Source organism: Pseudarthrobacter sp. NIBRBAC000502772, from assembly GCF_006517235.1.
GTDB lineage: Bacteria > Actinomycetota > Actinomycetes > Actinomycetales > Micrococcaceae > Arthrobacter.
The window spans coordinates 279941-297028 of sequence record NZ_CP041188.1 but is presented as its reverse complement, the minus strand read 5'-3'; the positions used below and the strand labels follow the sequence as shown (position 1 = coordinate 297028).

The following is a 17088-nucleotide window of genomic DNA, read 5'->3' as shown; positions in this document are numbered from 1 at the left end:
GTTGAATCCCCGGACCAGGGTCCGCCGGCCGTCAGGGTCGGGACAAGCCGTCAGGTTCGCACAAGGACTTGCAGAATGCGGGCCGCCGCTCAGGGAACTGGTTGCCGGGACCGTGCAATCGCGGGGATGAGCGCGTAGAAGGGGGTGCAGCCGCCTCTTGTCCCGGGGGAAATGTTGGAGCGGACCAGCGAAGCGGCCTCAAGCGTCGCAAGGTGGTAGCGGACGTTTTCCCTGGAGGAATTGATGGCGCTGCTGATGTCTGACACCTTGCTCGCTCCGTTACGGGCGAGATGCTCGATGATCCTTGACCGGACGTCGCGGCGACGGTCCGCGTCTTCGGGGACCGTGAGTGAATGAATCATTTTTCGCATGCCTTTCAGTGCGTGACTCGATCAGCGCATTGCTGGAGCGGGGACGCGGGTCTCTTCTGCGTCCTCAGCCGCGAGGCCGGTGGCGTCGGGCGTGGCGGGTCGGGCCAGTGGAACACCAGGCCACTGATGATTCCCATCAGGAGCGAGGCCAGAATCCATTTCGTTGATTTGATGTTCAAAGTCAGTCCTTGGCTAAGTGCCGGGATTCAGCCCCCGGAAGGGACCTCGTCTTTGAGTCTCTGAACCCGGCGGGGATTTTGGGCACAACGATGTGCCCCGGATCAGATGGTGATCGGAGGGACGGGCGGTTGGGGCCTATTTTCTGAGGTTGGCCAGGTGTTAGGGGCTGGGAAGTCCCTGGAGCTGCGGACAAGCCGTCGCAGGGTGTTCTGCTGTCCGGCTGTCCGACAGGTTCACGCCACAAATATGGCACGGGCCATAGTGCGTGTCAATGTTTGTGACGGCGCTGTTCACGAGTGCGCGGCGTTGCGGCGCTGGGCCTTCAGGAGCCGCAACCCGCTGGCCAGCACGCCCACATGGCTGAAGGCCTGGGGGAAGTTTCCGAGGAATTCCCCGGTGTCCGGATGGATCTGTTCGGGGAGGAGCCCCAGGGGATTCGCGCGGCTGCACAGGGATTCGTACAGTTCGTGCGCCTCGTCCAGCCGCCCTTGCCCGGCCAGGTTGTCCACCAGCCAGAAGCTGCACAGCAGGAAGGCGCCTTCGGCGCCGGGTAGTCCGTCCGGCGATACCTGTGGCAGGTAGCGGAACAGCAGCCCGTTGCCGGCGTCCAGGTTTGCCGCGATGGCCTTGGTTGTGGAGACCATCCTCGGATCATTGAATGAAATGACATTCCGGATAGGGAGGGACAGCAGCGCGGCGTCCACACCGCCGGAACCTCCCAGCTGTTCGGTGAAAGTGCGCCGTTCCGGATTCCAAGAGAGGCGGAGTGTGGCGTCATGTATCTCCCGGGCTGCCGCCTCCCACCGCCTCTTCGGATACGGCAACCTGTGCTTGCGGGCGATCTGGATTGCCCGGTCCAAGGCCACGTGGCACATGGCTGCCGAGTATGTGAACGGTCGCCCGGCGCTGCGTACCTCCCAGGGGCCGCTGTCGGGTGTTTTCCAGCTGGTGATGGCTGCTTCCACAATGGGGGTCAGTGCCGCCCATAGATGCTTATCCACTGGCTGGCCGCTGTTGGACCACTGGTAGGCGATGTCCACGATTTCACCGTAGACATCATGCTGCCGTTGGTGGATTGCGCCGTTACCCCAGCGCACCGGTGCGGAACCGCGGTAGCCCCGCAGCACCGGATCCTCCACTTCCTCCGGCGGTTGCGAACCGTCCAGTGCGTACATAATGTGCGGGACGCCGTCGCGCTCTACATTGGTCAGCACCCACGCGAGGAACACATCCGCGTCGCTGGGGTCGCCGATCCGCCGGAAGACGTAGTTGGAGAAGGACGCGTCCCGGACCCAGGTGTAGCGGTAGTCCCAATTGCGTGGCGAGCCTGGCCATTCGGGCAGGGAAGATGTGGCCGCTGCCATGATGGCGCCGGTCTCCGCATGGTCGAGCAGCTTCAGGGTCAGGGCCGAGCGCTTCATGAGGTCTGCCTGGGAGCCCTCGCAATCCAGGCTCGAGGACCACTCCCGCCACGCCCGCACGGTCTGGTCGATGAGCTTCCTCGCGTCCGGCCGTTGCCGCAGCCGGAAGCGGCCCGACCAGTGCAGGGAGACTGTCAGTGTTTCGCCGGCGCGCAGCGTCAGCTCCGTACTGAGTCCACGCCCGTCGGGCCGGAGCTCCACCGATGACCACAGGTAGACCTCCGCTGTGCCGTTCACCGGCCAGTCGAACCTCCACCCGGATGCAAGCTGGTCAAAGGTAGTGCCAACCTTCGGCGCCAGGCGCACGCGCACCCGGATATCGCCGCCAACTGCCTCCGCGTACCGGAGTAGTTCATGTCGGCCGGCCGGAACAGGTTCGCCGAGGTTAGCGCCGGAACGGAGGGACATGCAGTCCGTCACCTTGAGCATGCCGTGGTCAGATAGCAGCGAGGTGACCAGCACCCCGGAATCTTCTGTGTACCGCTGGGTGGAGGACACGAGCGGCAGCGGCGTGATCTCAAGGAGGCCGCCAGCATCCGTGTCCAGAATGCCTGCCAGGAAGGGCGGGCTGTCGAATTCGGGCAGGCAAAGCCAGGAGATTCCGCCGTCCCGCCCCACCAGGGCGCAGGTGGAACCGTCGCCGATGAGGCCGTGATCCTCGATGGGCAGATACCCGTCGAGACGCTCCACCGGGCGCGGAAACGCCGGAGCATGCATGCCTGCTGGCTCCTTCAGATTCTTTGATCCTGATACTTAGATTCTCCCGCCGTTCTGCGTGTTGCGCCACTGCTTTGGCTGTGGGTGGCACAACTTTGGAACCTGCTCGGCCCACGCGGGCCCGGTCCTCAATCGAGCGCAGAATGCCGAACAGATGCCAAGGCTTTACGACGCCATCACGGAGATCCAGCGGTTACCGACTGTGTTTTCTGAGGGATACGGTATGCCGGCCGTGCCCGCATTCGAGCGGAAGGAATGGCATGCGTCCCTGCTCGACCTGGGCCACGCCGCTGGAACTACAGTCGCCGGAGTGGTTGGCACTGCTGCCGGCACCGTTGCTGCGGCTCCAAAAGCCATCGCTGGCGGCGTAGAAGACACTATTCTGCACGTTGCCCAAAGCATAGAAGAACGCCGAAAGAGTTCCGAGGTCGACGAATAGTCCGGCCTCGGATCGGGGCTACAACAGCGAGCCCCAAGAGCGCTTGGGACCCGGTGCCATCCGCCTCTCTCAGCAGGGGCTCCAGGACCCCCCGCCCGGTGCATAGCAGCGTGGACCCGTGTACTTGGTAGTCGGTGGTACATAAGGGGCGGGAGCAGGCGGAATGTACGGTTGGGGTGCCGGCGGTATGTAGGGTGCGGGTGCAGGCAACCTTCGTAGGCGCTCGGCCTCGGCCTGACGGGCCGCTTCTGCTGCGGCTGCCTCGTCAGCCGCCTTCTTTTCAGCTGCCGCGCGCTCCTCTGCAGCCTTCTTTTCCGCTGCAGCCTGTGCTTCGGCGGCCAAGCGGTCCTCGTGTGCCTTCTTCTCTGCCGCGGCGAGTGTGCCCTGCAAGGCCTTCGTTTCGTCCCGCTTCTTCTCCGCCGCGGCGACCTTGTTGTCCAGCGTCGAAAGGTATGCCGCCGCGACGGTGGCCGTCAGGCCGGCCCAGTAGATTGCCCTCTGTGTGTCCTTGCTGGCAGCAAGAACAGTTCTGAGGGCCTTTGCTGCCGCCAGTTGGGTGACAAGTACTGCCGCCGCTACGCCTGCAGCAGCTGAGGTGGTTGCGGGCTCAGCTGCCGTTGCGGTTTCAAGCGCCTTGGTCGTTTTCGCAACTTGGGCAGGTACAGTGCAGTCGACCTGATCGGAAAACAGGCCACTCTTGGCCGACCTGGCTTCCGCGTAGGCTGCTTCGACCGGCGGCAGGAACTTACGGTTTTCGCCGTACTGCACGGGGATCCCCAGCCCTTCCCGCGCGATCTCGGCATTCACCAGGGAGCCGTTCGGAGCGAAGACTCCGGCGAGGGTCCGGCCGTATTGGTCGTGCCGTTCCTTATCGAATTCAAGCTTGACCTGGGTGCCTTTCGGCAGCAGCCCCTCGAGGTATTCCGTGGCCTGCGGGCCAAGGCATTCAACCGGCAGGTCGGGGTCCTTCGTTTCAGGCGTGTCGATATTGAGCAGCCGGATCGTGTGGTCGCCGTTGTTGATTGATACCACCAACGTATCGCCATCGACGATACGGACCACAGTTCCGGAGTCGGCATTGGCAGCTGCGGCCACTACCAAAGAGCCGGCGATCAGGGTGGCCGCGGCTACCGAGGCAATGATTAGGTTCTTCACTTCAGGCTCTCTCTGAACTTGTGGCCGGTTACTCCAAGGTGGGGGCGCCCCGCCATCTGGAAGAACCCTGACAGTTGTATCCACTGATGCTGGACGTCCGGCCTCAGGTTTTGGGCAAGAGTGCATCAAGATGGTCGCAGTTATGGTTCTACCCCTCCGCTACCTTTTAACCCTCCGGCACGAACGTGCCGATCTGCCCTTTACATGAGCAGTTGCGAAGTCATAAGCTTGCTGCACGCTGAATTCGGAACGATCGTACCTATTGGAGTTGCTCTTGGCCGACGCATTTGGGGATCAGTTGCCTTCAGAGGTCCGCTCGCGCCGCCTAGCGCTGGGCCTGACCCAACAGGACCTCGCCGACATGGCTGGGGTCTCGGTACGCTTCGTGAGGTTCGTCGAGCAGGGCAAGCCAAGCGTCCAGCTGGATTCCCTACTGGCCGTCCTGGACACGTTGGGCCTCGAACTGCGGATCACCACCAGGACGGGCAAGGGTGCCCGCGCGCTCGCAGGCCACGCCAGCGGTCAGGAACCACAGCGATGAAGCACCGCATCGCCGACATCTACAAGGCCGGCGTGCTCGCCGCGCGGCTTGAAAGGCACGACGGCGGCACCCGGTTCAGCTACGTGCCGGCCTACCTCGCGTCCGGGGGACCCGCCGTCGCCAGTTCCCTGCCGCTCACCGCCGCCTCCGTCGATTCAGCGGCGGGTGCGGCACCGCCCTATTTCACCGGGCTCCTGCCGGAGGGCCGCCGGCTCAACGCGCTGCGGCGGTCCATCAAGACCAGCGCCGACGATGACCTGTCCCTGCTGATCGCCGCCGGCGGGAACCCGGTGGGCGACGTCCAGATCGTGGGCCACGGTGAGCCGCTGGATCCGGACGAGCACGCTGTCCAGCTGGATCCCAAGCTGCCGGTGGACTTCGACAAGTTGCTCGGCGATCCGGACCTGATCGACCCCGTTGCGCTGGCCGGGGTGCAGGACAAGCTGTCTGCCGGCATGATCTCGCTCCCTGTGGCCAGCGCCGGCAGGCGGTTCATCCTTAAACTCAACGCCCCCGAATTCCCGCATGTGGTGGAGAACGAGCTGGTGATGTTCCGGTATGCGGCCAAGCTGCGGATTCCGCTGAGCCGGGTCCGGCTGATCCGGGATGTCGCGGGCCGGCCCGGGCTCCTGGTGGAACGCTTCGACCGGGTGCCCATCTCCGGCGGCGGGCCGGACGACGTCCGGCGGCTGGCGGTGGAGGACGGGGCCCAGGTCCTGAAGCTCTACCCGGCGGACAAGTACAACGTGGCTTATGCGCAGGTCTGCCATGCTCTGGCCGACTATTGCTCGGCGCCCCTCCCGGCCCTCCGGAACCTGGCGGTCCAGGGGGCGTTTGCGTGGCTGAGCGGCAACGGGGACCTGCACGCCAAGAACGTTTCCATGGTCCAGCAGCCGCATGGCGAGTGGACCATCGCCCCGGTCTACGACATTCCCTCCACCGTGGTCTACGGGGACAAGACCCTTGCGCTGACCCTGAACGGGAAGCGGAGCGGGATCTCGCGCCGGCACTTTCTTGGCTGGGCCAAGGACCTGGGACTGAGTGACCGTACAGCAGCCCAGGTGCTGGAGCTTGCCCTGAAGGCGTCAGGTCCGCTGATCGCCGACCTGGAGGCAGGCACTGCGTTCGCCGGGCTCGGAGGTCCGGAGAAGAACGACGACGACGGCTCGCCGTTCCCGGACATGGTCACCAGGGCGTGGGTGAAGGAGCTCAAGCACCGGAGGCGCCTGCTGGAAGGCTGAGGCACCCGCGGTGACTGCCGCCGTCGTGCGTGGTTAGAGGTGCTGGATGCCTGCCCGCTGCATGGCGTCCTTGTAGACGTCCACGCTCTTGGCGAGGAGATCCTCCTGTTTTGCTTCGGAAACAGCAAAGGCCCGCCCGCCGAGCGCGCTGGCCTTGTAGATCTTGATGCCGCTGTTCTTCAGGGAAGAATGGTAGGTCTTCTCGAAGAGGGTGAGGAACGTGGAAGCGTCCGTGCCGTGGGCGATGACTGCGGAGACACGGCGGTTGATCTTCAGGAACTGCCGGAAGGGCCGCAGGCCGTCAGTCTTCTCCTGGACGTTCAGCGCCGATGGAAGCTCCGGATCCCGCACCCACGGGTACGCATTCCACGGCATCACATAGCGCGGATCAAGCTCGGCAAGTTCGTAAATCTGGGTGGCGCGGCGGGCGGCTTCGTCGTCGTTGAAATGGGAGACGAACCCCGATTCGGTGCCCTTGCCCGGACTGACGTGGAGGCTGACGATCCGGCATTCGTCCTCGTCGTGCACGGGGTCGATGTACGGGACGACGGACCCTGGCTTCTTTTCCATCAGTTCATCGCAGAGCTGCGTTACCGCCGCGATGTTTGGTTCCTGTAGCAGGGCCTTTTTTTCGTCCCAGTCAATCGTCACGATCTCTCCCTCAGCAGCACGGCGTCCAGAAACAGGCGTCTTAACCCACTCTACGCTTTTGGGCGTAGGGGTGCGCAGTGCAAGTTTGCTCCGGACCGGCGCCTGGCCGGGTAACGTCATGATGATGAACAGGAAAACGCTCAAGTCCGACGGCTTTGCCGGCTTCCGGAGCTTCGACAGCCTTGAGATCATCAGGGTTCCGCAGGGCACCGGGGTGTTCGCCGTTCTTCGGCCGAATGAGTTCGAGCCGCACTTCCTGAAGATCAGCACCGCCGGTACCTTCAAGAAAAAGAATCCCACCCTGCCGGCGGACGCCATATGGGCTGAATGGGTGGACGGCGCGGACATTCTCTACATCGGCAAGGCAGGGCCTGGCAGCAAGGGCAACCGCGGCCTCCGGAACCAGATCAAGGAGTTCCTGGATTTTGGGCGGGGCAGGCCGCCGGGGCATTGGGACGGCCGCCTCATCTGGCAGCTGACCCACACGGATGAACTCATCATGGCGTGGAAAGAGCTGCCCGCCGAAGAAGTAAGCCAAGCCGAGGCCGCGTACCACGCTGCCTTCCTCGCGGACCACGGCAAGCTGCCGTTCGCGAATCTCGTGCAGGCCAAGGTGCGGAACTAAGCCAGGCCGCCGTCGTACGTGAAGCGGCCGGCCACCAGCGTTGCCGCGACCGGCATGGCGGCGAATTCCGGGTCCGGCGAGGCCAGCGGATCGGCGTCGAGCACCACCAGGTCCGCCGGGTCCCCGGCCCGGAGCCGGCTCCGGCCCCTAGCTGAAGCGGCAAGTGCCTGCCGCCGGCTGATGCATTCCTGGGGATGCCACGGCCCGCGGGTGTCCTGCCGGGACCGGGTGCTGGCCGCGGACATCGCAGCCCACGGGTCCAGCGGTGAAACCGGCGCGTCCGAACCCAGCGCCAACGTGGCTCCGGCGTTGAGGAGCGACCTCAGCGGAAACGCCCGCTGCGTGCGGCCGCCCCAGTTGGCCTCCACGGCGTCGCGGTCATCCAGTGCATGCACCGGCTGCACGCTTGCCGTAACCCCCAGACGCCCAAAGCGGGCCAAATCCTCCGTCCGGACAAACTGCGCGTGTTCAATCCGGCCGCCGATCCCTGCTCGCTCGAAGGCATCCAGCGCCACCTGGTTGGCGCCATCCCCGATCGCATGGACCGCCGGGACAAAGCCGTACTCCCGCGCCCGGCTAAGCAGGGACAACAAGTCATCAACGTTGACAGTCAGCAGCCCGTAGCCGCCGTCGGGGTAGGGATCCACACAAAACGCCGTCCGGGTGTTCAGCGAACCGTCAATGAGGACCTTCAGCGGGCCGGCGCGCAGGAGCCCCTTGCCGCCGTCGAGCTCCAGGCCCGTGCGCATACCGTCCTGGCGGGCCCGCTCCAGGTCCTCCGGGTAGACACCGGCGTCCACCCTCAGGCTGTTGAATCCACCGGCAAAGCGGCGCAGCCAGACGTCACGGTTCCAGGTCATTTCAAAATCAACGACGCCCACAATGCCCCGGGCGGATGCTGCTTCTGCGGCATCGCGGACCCAGCCGTCCACCACTGAGTCCGGAAGTTGGCCCAGCTCACGGGTCAGTGCAAAGGCAGGTTCCTCCCGGAGCAGGCCGCCGTCATCAACCTCCACTCCGTACCGCCGGGCTGCGGCGCTGTTCAGCCAGACACAATGCAGGTCGTGGCTGATCAGGGCGGTGGGCTGGTTGCCGGTGGCGGCATCGAGCATTTCCAGAGTGGGGACGTCCGGCCACAGGACGTCGCGGAAGCCCACCCCTACGGTGGTGACCGAAGGATCGGCGTCGTGAACATCAAGTCCGACGGCGGCGGACGCCTCTCGCGCGGACGCGGCGGAGGTCAGGTCCAGCCTGTTTGAGTGCAGCGCCCACTGGGTCATGTGGACGTGCTCGTCCCAGAGCCCCGGAATGACGTAACGCCCGTCCAGGCTGACCACGCGGGCGTCGCCCGGGATCCCGGCGCCGGCATTGATCCGGGTCACCATGCCGTCAACGATGTGCAAGTCCGAGACGGTGTCCTCGCCGGGCTGTCTGGCGGAGGTCAGGACGATGTTGTTCACAGTTCCAATTCTGGTAGCTCAGTCGCGGAGCAGGACTCCGAGTCGAAGGCGGGGGCCTAGGTTGCGGGGCCCTTGAGCCGTTCCATCTCGCGGCGGTCCTTCTTGGTGGGACGTCCCGCGCCACGGTCGCGCTGCGGGAGGCCCAAGGCCGGCGCCACCGGCCGTGGCGGTGTGTGGTCGGTGAAGCAGTGCGAAGCCACCTCTGCGCCGACGCGTTTGGCGATCAGGCGGCGGACTTCGAGGGTGCGTTCGAAGCCGGACATCCGCACGGTGACGGTGTCGCCTGTGACCAGAGTGGCCGAGGCTTTGGCCGGGCTTCCGTTCAGCCGCACGTGCCCGGCCCGGCACGACGCGGTGGCGGCAGAGCGTGTCTTGTAGGCGCGGATCGCCCACAGCCACGCATCAATGCGGACGCTGGCGGGGGAGGACGGAAGGATGGTCATGGCTGGCACCGAGTATACGGCGTCGCGTTCTCGGAACGCACTGCGCCGACACCCTGGCGGACGCGGGTAACGCTGCGGGATGGGTGGCCCCGGGCAGGAGCCAAGCCCCGCCCCAGCCCGGAGTGTTTGTCCAGATAATGGGGCCATTGGTGCGTTTTCCGGCCATTATCTGGACAAAAACTCCAGGGGCGCGGCGCTCCTAGGCTTCGCGGGTGGCGGGGGACTTGGTCTGCGCCGGATCGCGTTCCGCGAGTGATCCGATGGCGTCGTCGATCTTCTTCAGGACCTCAGGCTCCAGGACCACACCCGCGGCGGCCACACTGTCAGCGATCTGCTCGGGGCGTGACGCGCCCACGATGGCGGAGGCAACGTTCGGGTTCTGCAGGACCCAGGCCACCGCAAGCTGCGGCATGGAGAGCCCGGCTTCCGCGGCGATCGGCTTGAGGTCCTGGACACCGGCGAGGACGTCGTCACGCATCCAGCGCTGGATCATCTTGGCGCCGCCCTTGTCATCCGTGGCGCGGCTGCCTTCGGGCGCAGGCTGGCCGGGCAGGTACTTGCCGCTCAGCACGCCCTGCGCCATGGGGGACCAGACGATCTGGGACACGCCCAGCTCCTCCGACGCCGGCACAACCTCGGCCTCGATGACGCGCCACAGCATGGAGTACTGCGGCTGGTTGGAGATCAGCTGGAAACCCAGTTCCCTGGACAGGGCATGGCCCTCGCGGAGCTGGTCCGCGGTCCACTCGCTGACGCCGATGTACAGCGCCTTGCCCTGCCGGACGATGTCCGCGAACGCCTGCATGGTTTCTTCCAGCGGCGTCTCGAAGTCGTACCGGTGGGCCTGGTAGAGGTCCACATAGTCCGTCTGGAGCCGGCTGAGTGAGCCGTTGATCGACTCCATGATGTGCTTGCGGGACAGGCCCACATCGTTTTTGCCCTTGGGGCCGGTGGGGCCGTAGACCTTGGTGAAGATTTCCAGTGACTCGCGGCGTTCGCCCTTCAGCGCCTCGCCGAGGACGGTTTCCGCGGCGGTGTTCGCGTAGACATCCGCCGTGTCGAACGTGCTGATGCCGGCGTCGAGCGCTGCGCGTACGCACTGGGTGGCGACGTCGTTCTCCACCTGCGAGCCGTGCGTCAGCCAGTTGCCGAACGTGATTTCCGAGACTTTAAGGCCGCTGTTTCCGAGGTATCTGAATTCCATGGTTTCCACGCTAGCGGAGATAGCTATTGAGGGAAAGGGCTTTCCGCAAACGGGCGACGGAGGTGCGGCCGCCCCCGCGATCAGCGGCGGCGGAGTTCCGCGTACTCCAGGGACGGCACTATCGCCCCGGCGTCGCGCTCCACGAAGTTGGTCCCGGGCGGCACCAATTCGTCGATCGCATCCAGCACGGACTCGCCCAGGAGGGTGTCCGCGGCCTTGAGATAGGCCTTGAGATGGTCTTCGGTGCGGGGGCCGATGATCACGCTGCTGACGGCGGGGTGGTTCAGCGCAAACCCGATGGACAGTTCCACGAGCGAGATCTCCAGCTTGTCGGCCAGCCGGGCCAGCGCGTCCGCAGCCAGCAGCTTCCGCTCGCTGGACGGCCCGGAAATGTCGTAGCGGCCCGGAAGTGAGTGCACTCGGGTTGGCGGTTTCCCGGCATCGAGGACGAACTCGCCTGACAGCCAGCCCCCGGCCAGCGGACCGTACGCCAGCACGCCCAGGCCGTACTGTTGCGCGATGGGCAGGACATCACGTTCGTTGCCGCGGACAAGCATCGAATGGGGGACCTGGTTGGCTACGGGCGGGATCAGGTGGTTGGTGGTGGCCAGCCACTGGGCCTCCACGAGCTGCGCCGGGGTGAACACCGAGGTGCCGTAATAGAGGATCTTTCCCTGCCGGATGAGGTCGTTCAGGGCGGTGATGGTCTCGAGCACGTCGGTGTTGTAGTCCGGCCGGTGCGCCTGGTACAGATCGATCCGGTCCGTCTGCAGCCGCCGGAGGCTGCCCTCCACCGCCTGCATGATCCAGCGCCGGGAGTTCCCCGAGTGGGCCGGGTTGGCGCTCATCTGGCCGTGGAACTTGGTGGCCAGGAAGACGTCGTCGCGGCGGCCGCGGAGCGCCCGGCCCACCACCTGTTCGGACTCACCCTGGGAGTACACGTCGGCGGTGTCCACCGCGGTGATGCCGGAGTCGACGGCGGCCTGGATGATGCGGATGCTTTCATCCGCGCCGGTGGGGGCGCCGCCTGCCTGGGCGCCGCCGGCTGCGCCGCCCGGCCCTTCGCCAAAGTTCATGGTGCCCAGTGTGAGCGGGCTGATGGGCGTGCCGGACCGCCCGAACACACGAAGTTCGCTGAGGCTCATCCCCGGCTCCTCACCATCGATTTCCCACGCGGATTGCTGTGGATCGTCACGACGCTACACAAATTCGGCGCTGTGCCGCAGGAAAGCGCCATGGTGCTTCGCTTTTCGTAGCACGGGGTAACGCGGGCCGGGGCAGTGACGGTTTGTGACGGCCCGGGAGCCGCGCGTCCTCAGCTCCGGTCGGCAGGCAGCTTGGCCTTGAGGACGTTCGCGTGGCCGGACAATGACACCAGCGAGCCGGTGTCCAGCAGGGACAGGGGCGCGGGGGCGGGCGGCTTCGTGAAGGAGCGGGCGGCCCCAAGGCCGGCGCTCTCACGGCTGGGGTCGCGGTCGGAATTGTCCCGCGCAGGGTTGTCCTGGTGCAGCGCCGACTCCACCAACGGAGCCACGGCTTCCACCTTCGCTGCGGGAACGGAGGGACCGGGAAGATCGCGGACGGAGATCTTGATTTCGGGGGCGGCGGCCCGGGCGCGCGCCATGGCCCGGGCATCCGCTTCGGCTACCGCGGCAGCCCAGTCCTCGGCGAGCACCGGGGGTTCCATGCGGGCCGCGGTGAGCAGCGGGTGATGCTCCACCGCATGGTGGAAGCGAGGCCGGAGTTCGGAGGGTTTCAGGAAGGTGCGGGCGTCTTGAAGGGCTTTGCGCCAGTCGCGCGGCGCAATCCTGCCGGCAGGCGGGGCGGCAGCGCCGTCGTCGTGCGTTCCGTCGGGGGCGCCCGACGGCGGCGGCATGGACTCCCCGGTCAGGCGGACCAGGGGGAGGGTTTCGTGTTTGGGGAGCCGCCCAAAGAGGGCCATTGCGGTCAGCACAAACAGCCGTCCGGCGCCGGCAAGCAGCAAGGTGATGACCACCAGCAGGAACAGGCCCAGGAACATCAGGAGCGCCAGGCCGAGTGTGCCGAAAAAAGTCAGGTTGAGAGCGATCGTCGTTGAATCTCCCACGTCATCTCTCCTCTCTGCCGGCGGCGGAGTCCGTCCCGGCACTCATCACCACGGGCAACAGCCCTCCTCCACCTTACGGACTATTTTTCGGTCCTGCGGGCTCCGGGCGGGGTTCGTCCGAGGTTGTTTCGAAGCTGTTACCGGATATGACAACACCGGCTGCGGCCTATAGTCGGAAGGGACCCACGAGGCCGCCGGAAAGCGGTCCAGGCAACCGCGACAGGAGCACCATGACCGAGAACCCGATCCACGCCGGCCCGTGCGTTTGCCTGTCCGGCGAGGCCTACGCGGATTGCTGCGGACGGTTCCATAATGGCGGGGCCGAAGCCGCCACGGCGGAGCAGCTGATGCGCTCCCGCTACAGCGCGTTTGTCCTGCTGGACACCGAATACCTCCGGAAAACCTGGCACCCGGACACCGCGCCGTCGGATCTGGAACTGGACCCGGCCATGGAGTGGCGCCGCCTGGACATCCTGTCCACGAGCCGCGGCGGCCCGCTGGATACTGAAGGGACCGTGGAGTTCAAGGCCCACTTCCGGCACGACGGCGAACGCGGAGTCCACCACGAAACCAGCCGTTTTGTCCGCGAGAACCGCCGCTGGTACTACGTCGACGCCGTGATGCTCGCCTAGCCCCCGTTGTACGTTTCGTCCGGCGTGAAGCCGGCCCGGTCCACCTTGCGGTGGAAGTGCATGCCCGCGAGGCCGCCGAGCACGGCACCCACCAGCGCGACCAGGGCCACCACAACGGCGGCAATGATGCTGGTGAGCGTCAGTTCGCCTTCATTGATGGGGATCCGGGGGAAGCTGTTCAGGTTGGCAAGGACGTTGAACTGCTGGCCGGCGATGATGCCCAGCAGGGCAATCACAATCGCAGCGATCAGCGCCCAGATCCACACCATAAAACCCTGCCGGGCGCCGTTGAACCGGGCCATCCGGCCGGCGACGTAGCCGCCGGAGTAGTAGGAGACGAACAGCACCACCAGCAGGACAATGATGCCCACCAGCCCGACGGCGCCGTTCGTCGTCACCTGGTTGACGGCCTCGTTCACGTCGGTGTTGTTCGCCAGGCCCACCGCGGTGCCGGCTGCGGCCACAAAGGCTGTGAGGAGGACGGCCATGCCGGTGGCAGCGAGCCAGCCGAAAAAGGCCGAGCCCACCTTGATGCCGCCGAACTGTTCCTTCTCCCTGGCTGCGGCCGTCTGCTGGTCGGTCAGGCGCGGATCCGTCAGGCGGGGATCCAGCACCGAAGCGTCGGCCACCGGCGCTTCGGCTGCCGGGGCGTGGCCCTGCTCGGCATAGGGCGCGGGCGTCTGATCGAAGGCGCGCGTGGGCTCGCCGCTGGCGAAGGATTGATCACGAGCAGTTTCATTCCGTAGATTCGCGTTCCGCGTCGTCGGCGGAAGCCTGTCCTCTGGGTCTGTTTGGTTGCTCATGGGTCAACTCAACCATTGGTGACCAGCGATAACAAGCCTGCTTATGAGTTGCTAGCGGTACTTTCGGTGCAGGTTCTCCTTGGTGGACGCCCCCGGCGTGGCATCGGCGATCCACGGACCGGTGCCCTCCGACTGATCCAGTACGCCCGCCTCAAGCCACGTGTAATCCCCGGCCAGGACCTTGCGGGAGAGGATATGGTCGCCGTCGTCGGTGTTCCGCCACAGCTGGTCAAAGTACTCGTCAATCCGGACGCGGGCCTGCTCGCAATATGCCTCTGCCAGTTCGTAGGCACTGGCGGCATGTTCGGGCGTGGTGCGAAGGATCATTTCGGCCCGGGAACAGCAGGCGGCCATGGCGAACAGCTCGGCGCCGATGTCCACCACCCGGCCCAGGAACGCCTGCTTGTACTCCAGCTTCGCCTGCCAGCGCCCCATGCCGTAGAACGTCTGGCGGGCCAGCCGGCGCGAGGACCGCTCCACGAAGCGCAGCTGCTTGGCCAGCCTGCCGAAGTCGCTGTAGGACCGGGGGTCCATTCCGGCGCCGGCCACCAGTTTGGGCAGCCAGCGGGCATAAAAACCTGAAGCCCCGACGGCGGCCCTCGCCTTGTCCTGGAGGCTCGCGTCCACGGACGCAAGGTCGCCCGCGGCGGCCAGGTGGGCATCCACGGCTTCCCGGGCGATGAGGAGTTTCATGATCTCCGAGGAGCCTTCGAAGATCCGGTTGATCCGGAGGTCGCGCAGCTGCTGTTCGGCCGGAACCGCGCGTTCTCCCCGGGCTTCCAGGGACTCCGCCGTCTCGAAGCCACGGCCGCCGCGGATCTGGACCAGTTCGTCGGCGATCCGGTAGCTGATCTCGGAGGACCACAGCTTGGCCAGGGCAGCCTCGATCCGCACGTCCTTCTGCCCGGCGTCGGCGAGTTCCGCGGACAGTTCGAAGACGGCGTCCAGGGCGAAGGCGGTCGCGGCGATAAAGGCGATCTTCTTGCCCACGGCCTCGTGCTTGCCCACCGGCTGGCCCCACTGGGTGCGGGCGTTGGACCATTCCCGGGCGATCTTCAGGCTCCAGCGGCCGGACGCTACGCACAACGCCGGCAGGGAAAGCCGGCCCGTGTTCAGCGTGGTGAGTGCGATCTTCAGGCCCTGGCCCTCGCGGCCCAGCCTGTTGGCCGCAGGCACCCTCACATTGTGGAAGCGGGTGACGCCGTTTTCGATCCCACGCAGCCCCATAAACGTGTTGCGGTTCTCCACAGTGATGCCGGGGGAGTCCATTTCCACCACAAAGGCGCTGATGCCGCCCTTATGTTCGGTGCCGTCCGCATCGGTGTGGGCCGGCACCACGGCCATCACCACCACCAGCTCGGCGATCACACCGTTGGTGGTCCAAAGTTTCACGCCGTCCAGGACGTAACTCCCGCCGTCGTCCGTGGGAACGGCGGTGCTGCCCATCCGGGCGGGATCGCTGCCCACGTCCGGTTCCGTCAGGAGGAAAGCCGTGATGGCGCCGGCGGCGCAGCGCGGCAGGTACTCGCGTTTCTGGTCCGGCGTGCCAAAGACCTTCACGGGCTCGGGGACGCCGATGGACTGGTGCGCGGAGATCAGGGCGCCAATGCTCGGGTGGACGCTGCCGAGCAGCGCCAGGGCCCGGCCGTAGTAGACCAGGGACAAGCCGAGTCCGCCGTACTCCTGCGGGATTTTCATGCCAAAGACGCCCAGGCCTGCCAGGCCCTGGAGGTACTCGTCCGGGATCCGGGCCTCGCGTTCGATCACGCGCCCGGACATGGTGCGGGCGTACGCGGTGAGGCGCTCCATGAAGGCCTCACCGCGTTCCACGTCATCGGCTTTTGCCTTCGGCCAGGGGTGGATGAGGCTGAGGTCGAAATTCCCCAGGTAGAGTCCCTTGGCGAAGCTGGGCCGGTCCCAGTCGAGTTCGCGGGAGGCTTCAGCAAGTGCCCGGGCGTCCGCCGCGGTGGCTTCGGGCCCGATATTGGCCGCGGCGACGGGAACTTCGGCGTCCGGGGCATCCGTGGCAGGAACTTCGGTGGCAGGTGGGTTCGTGGCGGGAGTGTCAGTGGCGAAGCTCATGGGGTATCTCCTCTGACCGGGATGGCCGGCTCAAGCCATGGATCCGCCGGGTTGGAGAACCCTTCAGCTGTCTCTCAACATTACCCGCGGGTAGCTTCCAGTGCTAGGGGATGGCTGGCCCTGGAAGTCCCCCGGAGATCCGGTGGAGGCGTGGTGGACCAGTCTGTCCCAGCCGCTGTTGATCCCGTGGACCACCGTCAGCAGCGCGGTGGAGGCGAGGAACCAGGCGAACTTGCCTACCCCAACCATGACCAGGGCCAGGAAGCCCGCTGTCAGGACGAAGGCCACCAGGACCAGGCCAAACACCAGGGTTCCGATGAACACCATGGTGGCCGTCTCCACTGCACTTAAGTCGAACTGCATTGTTCCCCCTGCTGCGCCGTTGCTTCGGTTGAGATCAGTAGCATGAGCGTAGGGGGTGCTTAGGCGTCCCAGCCAGACCTGCCCCGCCGTCATGGCGGGTTGATGCGGGATCGCAATGCTACCGGGACGTAGGTCACGGAGCGGTCGCGGAAGTCACTGTCCGCGGTTGCCTTCAGTCGTCGTCGAACTCCGGGGCGGCCTGGTTCAGGACCGCGAAGTCGGTGCCGAGCCCCACTTCAACCTGGGAACCGTTGTCCAGCCTGACTTCAACCTCGTACGCGACGTTCCCGTCGTTTTCCCGTTCCACCTCGATGACACTGCCCTGGCCCACCCTGGCCAATGCGGCGTTCGCGGCCTGGTCATGGTCCGCAGTGTTAAGTGGTGCCAGATTGGAATCGTCGTCCCGCTCGGGCCCCGGGACGGTGGACACCGGCACTGACCGGTCGACGTTGACCCCGATCTTGCTCAAGGGCTGATCTCCGCTGGTCCCGGTGCTCGCGGCGACCGCCACTGTCGCGCCACCCAGAATGACAGCCGCAGCCGCCAGGCCGGTGATCAGTGCAGCTTTTTCACGCATGACAGACTCCTCTCAGGTGATCTAAATAGTGTGCTCCCGCGGCCAGCAAGGTACAACGACTTTTCGGTCGCGGGGCCTGCGTTAACCTTGTAGTTGG

The 17088-nt window shown here is 65.8% G+C and carries 18 protein-coding genes; 5 read left to right on the top strand and 13 right to left on the bottom strand.

What is annotated here, in order from left to right:
• Positions 1 to 89 precede the first annotated feature (89 nt).
• Entirely contained in the window at positions 90 to 362 is a 273-nt protein-coding gene (locus tag NIBR502772_RS01400) for a winged helix-turn-helix domain-containing protein (RefSeq protein WP_168223466.1), read from the bottom strand.
• Positions 363 to 841: 479 nt separating this feature from the next.
• Positions 842 to 2689 carry a glycoside hydrolase family 15 protein gene (locus NIBR502772_RS01395; protein WP_141138761.1) on the bottom strand — a complete coding sequence of 616 codons (1848 nt, stop codon included), beginning with the start codon at positions 2687 to 2689 and terminating at the stop codon, positions 842 to 844.
• 223 nt (positions 2690 to 2912) lie between these two features.
• Here NIBR502772_RS01395 and NIBR502772_RS01390 point away from each other — a divergent pair, with 223 nt between their 5' ends.
• Positions 2913 to 3128: a hypothetical protein gene (locus tag NIBR502772_RS01390; RefSeq protein WP_141138760.1), complete on the top strand. Its 216-nt coding sequence runs from the start codon at positions 2913 to 2915 to the stop codon at positions 3126 to 3128.
• A 69-nt stretch (positions 3129 to 3197) separates the two neighbouring features.
• Here NIBR502772_RS01390 and NIBR502772_RS01385 read toward each other — a convergent pair whose 3' ends face one another.
• The gene (locus tag NIBR502772_RS01385; RefSeq protein WP_246848655.1) at positions 3198 to 4283 is read right to left on the bottom strand and encodes a thermonuclease family protein; all 1086 of its coding nucleotides are present in this window, start codon (positions 4281 to 4283) and stop codon (positions 3198 to 3200) included.
• A 274-nt stretch (positions 4284 to 4557) separates the two neighbouring features.
• On the opposite strand from NIBR502772_RS01385, the gene NIBR502772_RS01380 reads away from it, so the two are divergent.
• Both NIBR502772_RS01380 and NIBR502772_RS01375 read left to right on the top strand, forming a co-directional pair.
• Positions 4558 to 4824 carry a helix-turn-helix transcriptional regulator gene (locus NIBR502772_RS01380; protein WP_141138758.1) on the top strand — a complete coding sequence of 89 codons (267 nt, stop codon included), beginning with the start codon at positions 4558 to 4560 and terminating at the stop codon, positions 4822 to 4824.
• Positions 4821 to 6065 (top strand): type II toxin-antitoxin system HipA family toxin, encoded by a 1245-nt coding sequence (locus NIBR502772_RS01375; protein WP_141138757.1) that lies wholly within the window; start codon positions 4821 to 4823, stop codon positions 6063 to 6065. Before NIBR502772_RS01380 ends, NIBR502772_RS01375 begins: the two co-directional genes overlap by 4 nt.
• A 33-nt stretch (positions 6066 to 6098) precedes the next feature.
• Here NIBR502772_RS01375 and NIBR502772_RS01370 read toward each other — a convergent pair whose 3' ends face one another.
• Positions 6099 to 6716 (bottom strand): uracil-DNA glycosylase, encoded by a 618-nt coding sequence (locus NIBR502772_RS01370; protein WP_056342023.1) that lies wholly within the window; start codon positions 6714 to 6716, stop codon positions 6099 to 6101.
• A 118-nt stretch (positions 6717 to 6834) separates the two neighbouring features.
• On the opposite strand from NIBR502772_RS01370, the gene NIBR502772_RS01365 reads away from it, so the two are divergent.
• On the top strand, positions 6835 to 7341 hold the full coding sequence (locus tag NIBR502772_RS01365; RefSeq protein WP_141138756.1) for a hypothetical protein: 507 nt from the start codon (positions 6835 to 6837) through the stop codon (positions 7339 to 7341).
• Here the strand turns inward: NIBR502772_RS01365 and NIBR502772_RS01360 are convergent.
• From NIBR502772_RS01360 to NIBR502772_RS01340, 5 genes are all read right to left on the bottom strand, one after another.
• Positions 7338 to 8726, bottom strand: a complete 1389-nt coding sequence (locus NIBR502772_RS01360; protein ID WP_141141882.1) for an amidohydrolase — start codon at positions 8724 to 8726, stop codon at positions 7338 to 7340. The two genes, NIBR502772_RS01365 and NIBR502772_RS01360, sit on opposite strands and share 4 nt — an antisense overlap.
• Positions 8727 to 8857: 131 nt before the next feature.
• Entirely contained in the window at positions 8858 to 9244 is a 387-nt protein-coding gene (locus tag NIBR502772_RS01355) for an RNA-binding S4 domain-containing protein (protein WP_056342031.1), read from the bottom strand.
• Between the two features lie 199 nt (positions 9245 to 9443).
• Positions 9444 to 10448, bottom strand: coding sequence for an aldo/keto reductase family protein (locus tag NIBR502772_RS01350; RefSeq protein ID WP_141138755.1), 1005 nt, complete (start codon positions 10446 to 10448; stop codon positions 9444 to 9446).
• An 80-nt stretch (positions 10449 to 10528) separates the two neighbouring features.
• Positions 10529 to 11593 (bottom strand): aldo/keto reductase, encoded by a 1065-nt coding sequence (locus tag NIBR502772_RS01345; protein ID WP_141138754.1) that lies wholly within the window; start codon positions 11591 to 11593, stop codon positions 10529 to 10531.
• A 170-nt stretch (positions 11594 to 11763) separates the two neighbouring features.
• On the bottom strand, positions 11764 to 12534 hold the full coding sequence (locus NIBR502772_RS01340; protein WP_141138753.1) for a hypothetical protein: 771 nt from the start codon (positions 12532 to 12534) through the stop codon (positions 11764 to 11766).
• Between the two features lie 230 nt (positions 12535 to 12764).
• On the opposite strand from NIBR502772_RS01340, the gene NIBR502772_RS01335 reads away from it, so the two are divergent.
• Positions 12765 to 13166 carry a YchJ family protein gene (locus NIBR502772_RS01335; RefSeq protein WP_141138752.1) on the top strand — a complete coding sequence of 134 codons (402 nt, stop codon included), beginning with the start codon at positions 12765 to 12767 and terminating at the stop codon, positions 13164 to 13166.
• On the opposite strand, the gene NIBR502772_RS01330 is transcribed toward NIBR502772_RS01335, so the two are convergent.
• The 4 genes from NIBR502772_RS01330 to NIBR502772_RS01315 all read right to left on the bottom strand — a co-directional run bounded on the left by NIBR502772_RS01330 (position 13163) and on the right by NIBR502772_RS01315 (position 16991).
• Positions 13163 to 13969, bottom strand: coding sequence for a hypothetical protein (locus tag NIBR502772_RS01330; RefSeq protein ID WP_141138751.1), 807 nt, complete (start codon positions 13967 to 13969; stop codon positions 13163 to 13165). The genes NIBR502772_RS01335 and NIBR502772_RS01330 overlap by 4 nt on opposite strands.
• Before the next feature lie 51 nt (positions 13970 to 14020).
• Entirely contained in the window at positions 14021 to 16051 is a 2031-nt protein-coding gene (locus tag NIBR502772_RS01325; protein ID WP_141138750.1) for an acyl-CoA dehydrogenase family protein, read from the bottom strand.
• A 63-nt stretch (positions 16052 to 16114) separates the two neighbouring features.
• Positions 16115 to 16414: a hypothetical protein gene (locus NIBR502772_RS01320; protein ID WP_141138749.1), complete on the bottom strand. Its 300-nt coding sequence runs from the start codon at positions 16412 to 16414 to the stop codon at positions 16115 to 16117.
• 172 nt (positions 16415 to 16586) lie between these two features.
• The gene (locus tag NIBR502772_RS01315) at positions 16587 to 16991 is read right to left on the bottom strand and encodes a PepSY domain-containing protein (protein ID WP_141138748.1); all 405 of its coding nucleotides are present in this window, start codon (positions 16989 to 16991) and stop codon (positions 16587 to 16589) included.
• Between the last annotated feature and the right edge of the window lie 97 nt (positions 16992 to 17088).